At 59.1% G+C, this 12149-nt stretch carries 11 protein-coding genes; 8 read left to right on the forward strand and 3 right to left on the reverse strand.

The features are described from left to right. Window positions 1–48 precede the first annotated feature (48 nt). Window positions 49–1329, reverse strand: a complete 1281-nt coding sequence (purD, locus tag HEQ72_RS08785; protein ID WP_168023138.1) for a phosphoribosylamine--glycine ligase — start codon at window positions 1327–1329, stop codon at window positions 49–51. Window positions 1330–1440: 111 nt separating this feature from the next. On the opposite strand from purD, the gene xseA reads away from it, so the two are divergent. Together xseA and HEQ72_RS08795 are read left to right on the forward strand one after the other, a co-directional pair. After that, entirely contained in the window at window positions 1441–3003 is a 1563-nt protein-coding gene (gene xseA, locus HEQ72_RS08790) for an exodeoxyribonuclease VII large subunit (RefSeq protein WP_168023139.1), read from the forward strand. A gap of 130 nt (window positions 3004–3133) precedes the next feature. Beyond that, the gene (locus HEQ72_RS08795) at window positions 3134–3469 is read left to right on the forward strand and encodes a hypothetical protein (protein WP_168023140.1); all 336 of its coding nucleotides are present in this window, start codon (window positions 3134–3136) and stop codon (window positions 3467–3469) included. On the opposite strand, the gene HEQ72_RS08800 is transcribed toward HEQ72_RS08795, so the two are convergent. Continuing rightward, window positions 3450–4277, reverse strand: a complete 828-nt coding sequence (locus HEQ72_RS08800) for an alpha/beta fold hydrolase (RefSeq protein ID WP_168020372.1) — start codon at window positions 4275–4277, stop codon at window positions 3450–3452. The genes HEQ72_RS08795 and HEQ72_RS08800 overlap by 20 nt on opposite strands. 50 nt (window positions 4278–4327) lie before the next feature. Between HEQ72_RS08800 and HEQ72_RS08805 the strand changes: the two genes are divergently transcribed. From HEQ72_RS08805 to infC, 4 genes are all read left to right on the forward strand, one after another. Further along, entirely contained in the window at window positions 4328–5494 is a 1167-nt protein-coding gene (locus HEQ72_RS08805; RefSeq protein ID WP_168020371.1) for a glycosyltransferase family 4 protein, read from the forward strand. Next, window positions 5491–6441, forward strand: coding sequence for a glycosyltransferase family 9 protein (locus HEQ72_RS08810; protein ID WP_322099225.1), 951 nt, complete (start codon window positions 5491–5493; stop codon window positions 6439–6441). The genes HEQ72_RS08805 and HEQ72_RS08810 overlap by 4 nt, the downstream gene beginning before the upstream one ends. A gap of 311 nt (window positions 6442–6752) precedes the next feature. Next, the gene (thrS, locus tag HEQ72_RS08815) at window positions 6753–8663 is read left to right on the forward strand and encodes a threonine--tRNA ligase (RefSeq protein WP_168023141.1); all 1911 of its coding nucleotides are present in this window, start codon (window positions 6753–6755) and stop codon (window positions 8661–8663) included. A gap of 174 nt (window positions 8664–8837) precedes the next feature. After that, entirely contained in the window at window positions 8838–9359 is a 522-nt protein-coding gene (gene infC, locus HEQ72_RS08820) for a translation initiation factor IF-3 (RefSeq protein WP_066134279.1), read from the forward strand. A 101-nt stretch (window positions 9360–9460) separates the two neighbouring features. Here infC and HEQ72_RS08825 read toward each other — a convergent pair whose 3' ends face one another. Then, window positions 9461–10384 carry an SDR family oxidoreductase gene (locus HEQ72_RS08825; protein ID WP_168023142.1) on the reverse strand — a complete coding sequence of 308 codons (924 nt, stop codon included), beginning with the start codon at window positions 10382–10384 and terminating at the stop codon, window positions 9461–9463. 121 nt (window positions 10385–10505) lie between these two features. Here HEQ72_RS08825 and HEQ72_RS08830 point away from each other — a divergent pair, with 121 nt between their 5' ends. Both HEQ72_RS08830 and HEQ72_RS08835 read left to right on the forward strand, forming a co-directional pair. Then, window positions 10506–11255: a tetratricopeptide repeat protein gene (locus tag HEQ72_RS08830; RefSeq protein ID WP_168023143.1), complete on the forward strand. Its 750-nt coding sequence runs from the start codon at window positions 10506–10508 to the stop codon at window positions 11253–11255. 146 nt (window positions 11256–11401) lie between these two features. Next, on the forward strand, window positions 11402–12149 hold a 748-nt coding region (locus HEQ72_RS08835; RefSeq protein WP_168020367.1), incomplete at its 3' end, for a matrixin family metalloprotease.

Genomic DNA, 12149 nt, shown 5'->3' on the forward strand with positions numbered 1-12149 from the left:
GGCAGCCGTGTGGAGAGAGTGTTTTGAAAAAGAGGTGTGACAGTATGGTCACGTCTGTTCACGGGCTACGGCACGCCAGCCGATATCCCGCCGGCAGAATCCATCCGGCCAGTCCAGGGTATCGACAGCGGTGTAGGCGCGTTTCTGTGCCTCGGTGACCGTTTCGCCAAGGGCGGTGATTCCCAGGACCCGCCCCCCGGTCGCAAGAATACGCCCGTTTTCTTCACGGGTTCCGGCGTGGCAGACAAAGACACCTTCGCAGCGGGACGCGGCATCAAGCCCACGGATTTCGGTATTGCGGGCATAGGCACCGGGATAGCCACGTGCTGCCATCACTACCACCAGGGCTGCCTGATCTTTCCAGTGCAGGCGGATATCGGCCAGTCGTCCTTCGGCTGCGGCCAGCAGGACTTCCAGGATGTCACTGTCCAGGCGCTCCATCAGAACCTGACACTCGGGGTCGCCGAAGCGCACATTGTATTCCAGAACCTTGGGGCCATCAGCGGTCAGCATGACCCCGCAGAAGAGGACACCGCGATAGGGGCGCCCCAGCTTCTTCATGTGGGCCACAGTGGGCAGGATGGCTTTCTGCATCAGTTCGTCACGCAGGGCATCGGTAAAAGCCGGGGCTGGACAATAGGCCCCCATTCCACCGGTATTGGGGCCTGTATCCCCGTCTCCGACCGCCTTGTGATCCTGTGCTGCGGCCAGAGGAATGGCCGTTTCGCCGTCACTGATGGCAAAGAAGCTGAGCTCCTCGCCTTCCAGAAACTGTTCAATGATAATTTCTGTGCCGGCATCTCCGAAAATGCGTCGGTCCATGATGTCCGTGACCGCTTGAAGGGCCTCTGCGGTGTTCTGGCACAGGATCACGCCCTTGCCTGCGGCCAGGCCATCGGTCTTGATGACAATCGGAGCGCCTTTTTCGGTGACAAAGGCCCGGGCGGCATGGCTGTCGGTAAAGCGCTGGTACCAGGCCGTCGGGACACCGGCATCACGCAGGACATCTTTCATGAAGCCTTTGGATCCTTCCAGTGCCGCTGCTGCTGCCGATGGGCCGAAGACCTTGATACCGGCTTCTTGCAAACGGTCGGCAAGGCCGAGAACCAGCGGTGCTTCCGGGCCGATAACCACCAGGTCCACGGCATGGGTTTTGGCCCACGCGGTCAGGTCAACCACCGCTTCGGCGGCAACAGGTACCAAGGTCGCAAGGCTGGCAATGCCGGCATTGCCAGGGGCGCAAAACAGTGCAGAACAGCGCGGAGACTGCTTCAGGGCCCGGCACAGCGCATGCTCCCGCCCGCCTGAGCCAACAACCAGAACTTTCATGGTGTTCTCTTTCGACCAAAGATGTTTACCGGCAACGGCTGTTGTTCTAGCATCCTGTTTTCGCCCCGTCACCTTCTGTGCTGAAGACAAGAAACGGCCATCGCCCACGTTATGACAGCAACTGAAACCACCGGCCAGGCAGATCCGGTTCACAATCTGCCCGAACGCACTGTTTCCGAGGTCTCCGCCGACCTGAAGCGCACGGTGGAGGATCATTTTGCCCGTGTCCGGGTGCGTGGTGAAATCAGCCAGCCCAAGCTGGCCGGGTCCGGCCATTGTTATCTGCGTCTGAAGGATGACAATGCTGTTCTGGATGGCGTGATCTGGAAGGGCACGTACCCGAAGCTGGGAACAAAGCCGCAGGATGGTCTGGAGGTTATCGTTACCGGGCGTCTGACCACGTGGCCCGGGCGTTCGTCCTATCAGATTGTGATTGAATCCCTTGAGCTGGCCGGAGAAGGCGCCCTGCTCAAGCTTCTGGAAGAACGCCGGCGTCGGTTGGCCGCAGAAGGTCTTTTTGATCCTGCAACCAAGAAAGCGCTGCCGTTCCTGCCCAGGGTGATCGGTGTGGTCACCAGCCCGACGGGGGCCGTTATCCGCGACATTCTGCACCGCTTGTCCGACCGCTTTCCGGTTCATGTTCTGGTCTGGCCGGTTCTTGTGCAGGGAGAGGGTGCTGCCGCCCAGATTGCCGCAGCGGTCCGGGGTTTCAACGCGCTGGACCCAGACAGCCCTGTTGTTCGTCCCGATCTTGTGATCGTGGCCCGGGGTGGCGGATCTTTGGAAGACCTGATGGCCTTCAACGAGGAAGAGGTTGTGCGGGCTGTTGCCGCCTCGGATATTCCTGTTATTTCCGCCGTAGGGCACGAGACGGATACGACCCTGTGTGACTTTGCGGCTGACCGGCGGGCTCCCACCCCGACCGGGGCTGCGGAAATTGCCGTGCCGGTACGTCTGGACCTGTGTGTGCAGGTGGCCGATGTGGCCCGCCGTTTGACAGCGGCAACACGGCGGAGCTTTGCAGAGCAGGGGACCCGGTTACAGGGCTTGGCCCGTGGCCTGCCACCCCTTGATCGTCTGGTGCAGGGCCATGTGCAGCGTCTGGAAGACCGGGCGGAGCGTCTGGGAACAGCTGTTGGCAGTTTTCTGGAACGGAACAGGTCCAGCTTTCTGGCTCTGGCGGCAGCCTTGCGCCATCCGCGTGACCGGGTGGCAATGGCCTCTGCCCGTCTGGACACGGCTGGATCTGCCCTGTCCGGTGCCTTTCGGCTGTCTCTGGGAGGTGCTTCTACCCGACTGGGGGCCGCTGCGGTCCGTTTGGCAGCCGTATCACCGGTGCGTGGTCTTGCGCAGGGGCGGGATCGTGTAACCGGTCTGGAGCAGCGCCTGGTGGCCGCAATGCGCCGTTTGCAGCAAGATGAGGGGCAGCGGTTGCTCAATGCCGCAGAGCGTCTTGAGGCAGCTTCGTGGCAGCGTGCCCTGCAGCGTGGTTATGCTGTGGTTCGGGACTCGAACGGTCTCCTGGTTGACCGCAGGGCTTCCGTGCGCGTCGGGGATGTCCTGTCCATCCAGCTTGCGGATGGAGACTTGCCTGTTGTAGCTCGTGGTCCCGGGGGGCGGGTTTCACGCCGGACTCGGCAGGATTCCGACCCCCGGCAGGATTCGCTGTTTTGACCCCCTGTTTTCGGCTGTGTTCGCACAGTCATATTCCTCGTCCGGGGCTTGACGGTCTACAGCGGCGGGGATTGTCTTGTCCATCATGCCTGCCCCCTGATGTTCCGGGGCTGGGATCAGGGAGCCCGTTATGGCGTTTGTTGAATGGTCTGTTTATGCGCTTCGTCTGAAGCGGTGCGCTGAACGTATGAGCCGGGCGCGAACCGTGGAAGAACTTCGGGTTTGCGTCGCCGAGAACACCCAGCTCTGGGCCCAGCTGGACGAGCTTCTGAGCGAGCGTCTGGAGGCCCGGTGCGCGGATTGTCGTACCCTGCACAACCGGGCTCGTTATGTAGCCGAGACATCTGCCGTGATCCCGACCCTGTCGGATTCGCACATCGAGGCTTTTATTGCCATCAACCGTCAGAGCGCCGAAATCCTGCCGATGCTGGATCTGTCGGCCGATATCAACCCGGTACGGAACTGACGGCGCGCTTCTTCTCTTCCTGCTGTTCAAGGACGGAGTCCAGGGCCCTGCCCAAGCAGGCCAGATCCTGGGGACGGGAAAGCCTGTGTTCTGCAGACTTGATCAGGATACATTCCACACTGGCTGAATGCAGATGCTCTGCTAGTCTTACGGATGTTTCCCACGGTACGCTGTCATCCTGCTGGCCGTGCAGAAGGCATACGGGGCCATCAAAGGGCAAAGGGGTTCGCAGTACAAGGTTCTGTCGGCCATCCTCAAAGAAGGCTTTCGTGAAAACATAGGGCTGTTCCAAATAAGGGCACGGAATTTCCGTGCGTCCCCGTGTTTCCACATCTTGGCGCTGGGTCGGACTCAAGCCTGGCAAGACAATATCTTCGGTAAAGTCGGGTGCGGCGGCAATCCCCACCAGTCCGGCCACACGCTGCGGACGGGCCCGGGCCGCCAGAAGCATCAGCCACCCGCCCATGGATGATCCGACCAGGATCTGTGGCCCTTCTGTCAGGGTATCCAGAACGGCCAATGTGTCTTCAACCCATGCGCCAATCGTGCCTTCGTCGAAGCGTCCGGACGAGGCACCGTGACCCATCTGATCAAAGCGAATAAAGGCTCGCCCTTGCATCCGGCACCGTTGCTCCATATACAGGGCTTTGTCACCCTCCATGTCCGACATCAGGCCGTGCAGGAATACAACGCCGGTCGTGGCGTTCGGGTTTGTTTGTGTCAGGCTCCGGAATGCAAGGAAACGTCCGCCGGGTCGCGGCATGTTTTGTAGTTTTGCAGATGCAGGGTACCCGGTTGTGGTATTCATCAGGAATGGCCTTTCGAAATGAAAACAGAGTTTGTGAGTTTGCCAGAGTGATGCACCTTAGCACTGATTCTGCAGGCGAGCAGCCTGCCCCGGTGATTTTGCAGGTTCTGCCCCGTCTGGTGACAGGTGGCGTGGAGCGGGGCACGGTCGAAGTGGCGGCAGCGCTGCAGGCCGCAGGCTGGAAGGCGGTTGTCGCCAGCGAGGGTGGCCCGATGGTGCGCGAGCTGGAACGGGTTGGTGCCTTGCACGTGACCTTGCCGATGGCCAGCAAGAACCCCTGTCGCCTGCGCGCCAATGCCGATGCCTTGCGGGCCCTGATCCGCGAGCACGGTGTTTCCCTGGTTCATGTTCGTTCCCGGGCACCGGGCTGGGCGGCCTTGCGGGCGGCGCGGAGTGAGGGGGTGCCCCTGGTCACGACCTTCCACGGTACCTATAACCTTGGCCTTCTGGGGCTCAAGCGTCCCTATAACAAGGTGATGGTGATGGGGGACCGGGTTATCGCCATTTCCCGTTTTATCCGTGGCCATATCCTGGACCATTACCTGCCTGATGACGGCCCGGTCCGGGTTATCCATCGCGGTGTGGATATCAGCCGCTTTGATCCGGATCGGGTCAGCGCGGAACGCATGATCCAGCTCAGTCGTCGCTGGCGCCTGTCCGACGGGGAGCCGGTGATCATGTTGCCCGGGCGTCTGACCCGCTGGAAGGGGCAATTGCTTTTGATTGATGCCCTGTCGCGTCTGAAGGATCGTCGTTTCCGCTGTATTCTTGTTGGCTCGGACCAGGGGCGGACGTCGTTCCGGCGCAAGCTGGAGCGTGCGGTGGCCCGTGCCGGCCTTGAAGACCGTGTGCTTCTGGCCGGGGAGTGCAATGACATGCCCGCTGCCTACATGGTCAGCGATGTCGTTGTCAGTGCCTCTACGGATCCGGAGGCCTTTGGCCGGGTATGTGCTGAAGGTCAGGCCATGGGGCGCCCTGTTGTGGCTCCTGATCACGGGGCCGCGCCGGAGATTGTCGAGCCGGGTCGCACCGGTTGGCTGTTTGCCCCCGGACACGCCGACAGTTTGGCCGCCGCCCTGGCCGAGTGTCTGGATCTGGATGCCGCGCAACGTCTGGAACTGTCCGCCCGTGCCATTGCACATGTGCGGGAGCAGTTTACAACCGACGCCATGTGTCGGCAGACCCTGGACGTGTACCGGGAGCTTCTGGGGCGGTGAGTGCCGGTTTGCAGCGTATCCTGGTGATCAAGCTCTCGGCGCTGGGCGATTTTGTCCAGGCTTTTGGTCCGTTTGCGGCTCTTCGTGCAGCCCATCCGCGTGCACACATCACCTTGCTGACAACAGCCCCGTATGTGGCCTTGGCAGAAGCGTCTCCCTGGTTTGACGCGGTGTGGACAGACAGCCGTCCCTGCATCTGGCAGGTGCCATCCCTGCTTGCGTTGCGGTCCCGTTTGCGCGGTGGGCAGTTCGACCGGGTTTATGACCTGCAGACATCCGGGCGTTCATCGTCCTACCGATGGCTGATTGGTGATCATGTGGAGTGGAATGGCATTGCCCGTAGCTGCAGCCATCCGCATGACAATCCGCAACGGGACCTGATGCATACGGTTGAACGCCAGGCCGAGCAGCTGCGTGTAGCCGGTATTGAGACTATTCCGTCTCCGGATTTCTCCTGGCTGGAGAGGGGAGCCCTGTCGTGTGGTCCCGTGCCCGACGGTCCTTTTGCCCTTCTTGTACCCGGCGGAGCCCCGCACCGTCCTGACAAGCGCTGGCCTGCAGACCACTATGCTGCACTGGCCCGTGTTCTGCTGCAATCCGGACAGACGCCGGTTATTATCGGGACTGCGGCTGAGCAGTCCGAGGCGGATGCCATCATGTCCCGGTGTCCCGGTGTCCTGTCGCTGGTTGGCAGGACTTCTATCATGGATCTGGCCGTTCTGGCCCGTCGGGCAACGCTGGCAGTCGGGAATGATACCGGTCCGATGCATCTTCTGGCCGGTATCGGGTGTCGGTCGGTTGTGTTGTATTCATCCGCTTCCGATCCGCGCCTGTGTGGGCAACGTGGTCCGGATGTCACCATTCTGCAGTCCTCTGATCTGGCGGCCATGCCGGTTGCCCGTGTGTGTGAGACCCTGGGTCTGCCCGGACTCGACAGTGCAGGGTAAAATGCGCTATTCCGGGGCTTGGTTTTTTCTCGGGATGGGACTCTCCTGCGTGTCGTGTATTGTCGTTTGCCCCGGCGCTTCCGGTTTTGCCGCTGCCCTGTTTCATGGCAGGGACGGGATCCGAACTAGTGGCACGGGGCCTGCAGTGACCCCTGTGGTCTGATCCTGCCGTTCCCCGTTTTGTTGTGTTGCTGATTCCGGATCTTGTCGATCCGTGTTCCGGCTGATGTTTTCCCTGTTCCGGCCCGATATCCTGTTTTCCGTACTGCGGTGCGACGGGCTGCGACGCTGAAGAGATATAGAGATAAATCATGGTTGCCATTACCCTGCCTGACGGCAATGTCCGTGTGTTTGATCATCCGGTAACGGGTGTGGATCTTGCCCGTTCCATCAGTCCCGGTCTGGCAAAAGCCGCCTTGGCAGTGCTGGTGGATGGTGAGATGCGGGATCTGAACCGTGTGATCGAATCCGATGCAACCGTATCCATCCTGACGGCCCGTGACGATGCCGTGCTGGAGCTGTTGCGTCACGATGCCGCGCACGTGATGGCCCAGGCGGTTCAGGAATTGTACCCGGGGACCCAGGTGACAATTGGCCCGTCTATCGAGAATGGCTTTTATTACGATTTTGCTCGTGATGAACCCTTTTCCACCGATGACCTAGAGGCGATCGAGGCCCGCATGCGGGAGATCGTGGACCGTAATCTGGATATTGTGCGCGAGGTTTGGGACCGGAACGAGGCGATCGCCCACTTTGAGTCCATCGGCGAGGCTTACAAAGCCGAAATCATTCGTGACTTGCCGGAGAGCGAGACGATAACAGTATATCGCCAAGGCGACTGGAAAGACCTGTGTCGTGGCCCGCATTTGCCGTCCACCGGGCGTCTGGGGAAAGCCTTCCGTTTGATGAAGGTGGCCGGTGCTTATTGGCGTGGGGATTCCCGCAATGCCATGCTGCAGCGCATTTACGGGACCGCATGGGCTACCTCGCGCCAGCTGGATGATCACCTGCACATGCTGGAGGAAGCCGAAAAGCGTGACCACCGCCGGCTGGGCAAGGAGCTGGACCTGTTCCATTTCCAGTCTGAAGCGCACGGTGCGGTGTTCTGGCATCCCAAGGGGTGGTCCATTTATCGGACCTTGCAAACCTATATGCGTAATCGCCTGGAAGCATCCGGCTATGTGGAGGTGAATACACCCCAGCTTGTGGACAGTGTGTTGTGGGAACAATCCGGTCACTGGGGCAAATACCGCGAGCATATGTTTGTGACCGGGTCTGAAGACAAGACCTTGGCGATCAAGCCGATGAACTGTCCATGCCACATCCAGATTTTCCGGCAGGGGATCAAGTCCTATCGTGATCTGCCCCTGCGTATGGCCGAGTTTGGCAGCTGTCACCGAAATGAACCCTCCGGGTCCCTGCATGGGTTGATGCGGGTGCGGGCCTTTACCCAGGATGACGCCCATATTTTCTGTACCGACGAGCAGATCGAAAGCGAGACCCGCGCGTTCTGTGATCTTTTGCAGTCTGTGTATGCGGACTTTGGCTTTACCGAGATCAAGGTCAAATTCTCGGACCGTCCCGAGAATCGGGCCGGATCCGATGATGTCTGGGACCGGGCGGAAGATGCCCTGCGCCGGGCTACAGCGGCGGCTGGGCTGGAAGCGCTGCCAAACCCGGGTGAGGGGGCTTTCTATGGCCCGAAGCTGGAATTTGTCTTGAGAGATGCTATCGGGCGTGACTGGCAGTGCGGTACCTTGCAGGTTGACTATGTTCTGCCCGAGCGTCTGGATGCCAGCTATGTTGCCGAGGATGGCAGCCGGCAGCGTCCGGTTATGCTGCATCGTGCGGTTCTGGGATCCTTTGAACGCTTTGTCGGCATTTTGATCGAGAATTTTGCAGGGCGCTTTCCCGCATGGTTGGCACCTGTCCAAGTTGTTGTCGCAACGATCACATCGGACGGCAATGCTTGGGCTTCCGAAGTCCTTGCGGCCCTGAAAGAGCGGGGAATCAGGGCTGACCTGGATGTGCGCAACGAAAAGATCAACTTCAAGGTCCGCGAGCATTCACACGCCAAGGTTCCATGGATACTGGTTGTTGGCCGCCGTGAGGCCGAAGAGCGAACGGTTGCCCTGCGTTGTTTGGGTGGTCAGGTGCAAGAAGTACTTGCGCTGGAAGCTGCCCTGGTTAAGATTGCAGGGGAAGCGCGGATGCCGGGCTAGTTGTTCGCCCCGCCGCTTTAATGAACCGGACCCCGGTTCACGACCGGAAAGGAGCCACCCGCGTATCATCCGACTGACCATACAGGAAGGATAAGACAGGGGGCTCCACCGAATCGGTCAGGGGTCCTTGTTGTTTCTGTATGTCATGGAGAGGGTTACATAGCCAGGTCACCGATGCAGACGCCGCCGTCCAAAGATGGACCGCGCGTCAATGATATGATCACCGCCCAGATGATCCGCCTGATCGACCAAGATGGCGAGCAGGTCGGTGTGGTGCATATCCGCGAAGCCCAGGAAATGGCTGACGAAGCTGGTCTTGACCTTGTCGAGATCTCGCCGAATGCAGAGCCGCCGGTGTGCAAGATTCTCGACTATGGCAAGTTCAAGTACGAGAATCAGAAGCGCAAGGCCGAGCAGCGCAAGAAGGCCAAGATCATCGAGGTCAAGGAAATCAAGATGCGCCCCAATATCGATGATAACGACTACAACGTGAAAATGCGTGCGTTGAAGCGGTTCATCGAGGAAGGTGACAAGGTCAAGGTAACCTTGCGCTTTCGCGGGCGTGAGCTGGCGCACCAGAATATCGGCATGGACGTGCTGAACCGGGTGCGTGAGGAGACTGTGGAATTTGTCAAGGTCGAGCAGTTTCCGAAGATGGAGGGGCGGCAGATGACCATGCTGCTGGCTCCCAAATAATCCCGGATTCTGGTTTCCTTTGCATCAGGTGACCAGAACAGTTTGAAAGGCGGGCCGCTTTGTCAGGTGGCTCCGCCTTTTTTGTTATCATAACCCTGCCTTTATGTTCCTGCCGGCTGTAGCTGCTGGGCGGCTTGCCTGTTGATCTGTTCGAACTCCAGAATAGACCGCAGGCCATCCCTGTATGTGGGAAAAGCCAGGGTGATGCCCAGTTCTTCCTTGATCCGTGTATTGTCCACCCTCCGGCAGGCATTATAGAAACCAGCGCTCATTGGGCTGAGCTGTGCCTGTTCCCACGGGATCTCGGGGGGTGGTGTCACGCCCAGCAGTGTGCAGGCCCACGTTACAACATCGGCATACGGGGCTGGTTCGTCATCGGCAACGTTATAAATCCGTCCCGGATTTGGTCGCAGTGCAGAGGTCCTCAGAACTGTGGCAATGTCATCAACGTGTATACGGCAGAAAACGTGCCCGGGTTTTACAATCCGCTGTGCCCGTCCGCTGCGTACACTGTCCAGGGCGCTGCGTCCGGGGCCATAAATGCCGGACAGGCGGAAAATGTGTATCGGGCCACCCTGTTCCAGCCATTGTTGTTCCGCTTCGATCCTGGCTGTGGAGGGGGTGCTGCCGGAACCGTTGCCGGAAACAGGGGTGTCTTCGGTCACAACGGCGCCCTGGTGGTCGCCATAGACGCCCGTTGATGACAGATACCCGACCCAGCGGAGGGTTCCGGCTTCGGCTGCTTGGCGCAGTTGCTCACGGTGACAGTCCAGTACCGGATCAATGATCTTTCCGTCGTGCTCCTTGGGGGCTGCCGAGACCAGGATGTGGGTGACGCCATCCAGTGCTTCGGCAGGCATGGGGGATTGTCCGTCAAAGATCCAGGTTTCAATCCCGGCTGCCCGTAAAGCACCGGCCTTCTCCGGGTGACGCGTTGTGCCCCGTACGGTCCAGCCTTCTTCAAGAAGGCGGCTGGCAAGGGCAGCGGCGCAAAATCCGAAACCGGAACAGAGAAGTGTTGGCATGTGGTGTCCTGACTCTTTGTTTGGCTGTAAGAACATCATGTTCTGTTATGACAGGCAATGTCTGAGTATCGTATGCCTGTTTTCGTGTGTTGAACGTGTTTGCGGGCAGGGAGTCTGGCTGGTGATAATCAAGGGTATTGCACCCGTTCTGGTGATGGTTGTCTGTGCGGCACTTCCTGTGGCGGGGCTGACGGCAGAATACGGTGCGTGTATGGCGCAAAGTCGGCAGGATCCTCATGCTGCCCTGCGTCTGGCCATATCTTGGGAAGGGCAGGCTGGTGGAGCATCGGCTCGCCATTGCCGTGCGTCGGCCCTGATCGAGTTGGGGCAGTTCAGTGAGGCTGCAGTCATCCTGGAGGCGCTTGCCGGGGAGCATCGTGAGAATCCCGCACAATACGCGCCGCTGTTGCATCAGGCAGCATCCGCCTGGATTCAGGCCGGAGATCCCGTTCATGCCTTGTCTCTTCTGGGGCAGGTTCGCGATATTACTCCGGAAAATGCCACAATTCTTGAAGATCGTGCAGAGCTGTCAGTGGCTGCGGGGCGCTTGTGGGAGGCTGTGGATGATCTGAATACCCTTCTGGATTATCGACCGGATTATGGTCCCGCGTTGCTTCTGCGCGCCTCTGTCTGGCAGCAACTGGATGCAGCGAATCTGGCCTTGGCCGATCTGGAGCGTGCGCTTGTCTTGAGCCCAAACGATCGCGGTGCACTGGTTGAGCGCGGTGTCCTGTTGTGCCAAGCAGGTAATACCTCAGCGGCACGCCGGGACTGGATGGCCGTTATTCTCGGGAGTCCTGACTCTGCCGAAGCGGAGCGTGCACGGACGCATCTGGCTACCATGGATATTAGACACAGTTCTGCCCCCTGACCCAATACTATATGTACAAAAAGTCAAATTTCTATCTTCTGGTTGTAATATCAGGAGGAAATTGCATGTTGACTTATTTTAGGTAGAGGAGCCTGATTATTATCCCTTTATGATTGTGTTGGCGATGGCCAAGGAGGAATCAGGTTATGGGTATCGGATCTACCAGATATAATAGTGCGTTTACCGCGCCTTCCAGCGGGAGGCATGAAATTGACTCACTGCTTGGGGGGAAGTTCTGGTCCTCCGACGGTGTTCCAGGAAAAGCCCTGAGGCTGACGTACAGTTTTGTATCCCCAGAGTACGAGAGTGTAACCACAGACTGGCAGGAAGGTACGGCGCTTGATCCTTCCTTCATTACGGATGGTCTGAAGTCATCGATTGCCGGGACGTTCAGGCATCTTGCAGATTTTACCGGTCTCTCGTTCACGGAACAAAAGGGAGGAGGGGAACCCGGAAGAATTCTGATAGGTGCCAGCAAGACATTGTCCGGAACCAGTCTTCTGGGTGTGGCGGCCCATGCATCCTATCCTTCGGAGGATGCTTTTGCCGGATCTGTCTGGTTTGATGCTTGGTACAGTTATCCAAGAATGGATGCTCCCGTCGGGAGTGAGCTGCGTTCCATTGCCATGCACGAGATTGGTCATGCCCTGGGGCTGAAGCACCCACATGATGATGATAATGATCACGGCTTCCCCGTGACGCGCACGTATGATTCTTCAGCCTATTCATTAATGTCGTACAAGTCCAAGATTGGCGATGATGGCTCCGGCGGCTTCAAGTCCACGCCGCTGACCTACATGCTCAATGACATGGCCGCGTTGCAGTACTTGTACGGGAAGAACATGACAACCCGCACCGGTGACAACCGGTATGACTTTGCCGGCAAGACCTATG

It is taken from the genome of Haematospirillum sp. 15-248 (assembly GCF_012102665.1).
GTDB lineage: Bacteria > Pseudomonadota > Alphaproteobacteria > Rhodospirillales > Rhodospirillaceae > Haematospirillum.

Excerpts from the sequence above, each read along its gene's own strand:
- purD (WP_168023138.1), bottom strand. The coding sequence starts at position 1,329 with ATGAAAGTTCTGGTTGTTGGCTCAGGCGGGCGGGAGCATGCGCTGTGC.
- xseA (WP_168023139.1), top strand. The coding sequence starts at position 1,441 with ATGACAGCAACTGAAACCACCGGCCAGGCAGATCCGGTTCACAATCTG.
- HEQ72_RS08795 (WP_168023140.1), top strand. The coding sequence starts at position 3,134 with ATGGCGTTTGTTGAATGGTCTGTTTATGCGCTTCGTCTGAAGCGGTGC.
- HEQ72_RS08800 (WP_168020372.1), bottom strand. The coding sequence starts at position 4,277 with ATGAATACCACAACCGGGTACCCTGCATCTGCAAAACTACAAAACATG.
- HEQ72_RS08805 (WP_168020371.1), top strand. The coding sequence starts at position 4,328 with ATGCACCTTAGCACTGATTCTGCAGGCGAGCAGCCTGCCCCGGTGATT.
- thrS (WP_168023141.1), top strand. The coding sequence starts at position 6,753 with ATGGTTGCCATTACCCTGCCTGACGGCAATGTCCGTGTGTTTGATCAT.
- infC (WP_066134279.1), top strand. The coding sequence starts at position 8,838 with ATGCAGACGCCGCCGTCCAAAGATGGACCGCGCGTCAATGATATGATC.
- HEQ72_RS08825 (WP_168023142.1), bottom strand. The coding sequence starts at position 10,384 with ATGCCAACACTTCTCTGTTCCGGTTTCGGATTTTGCGCCGCTGCCCTT.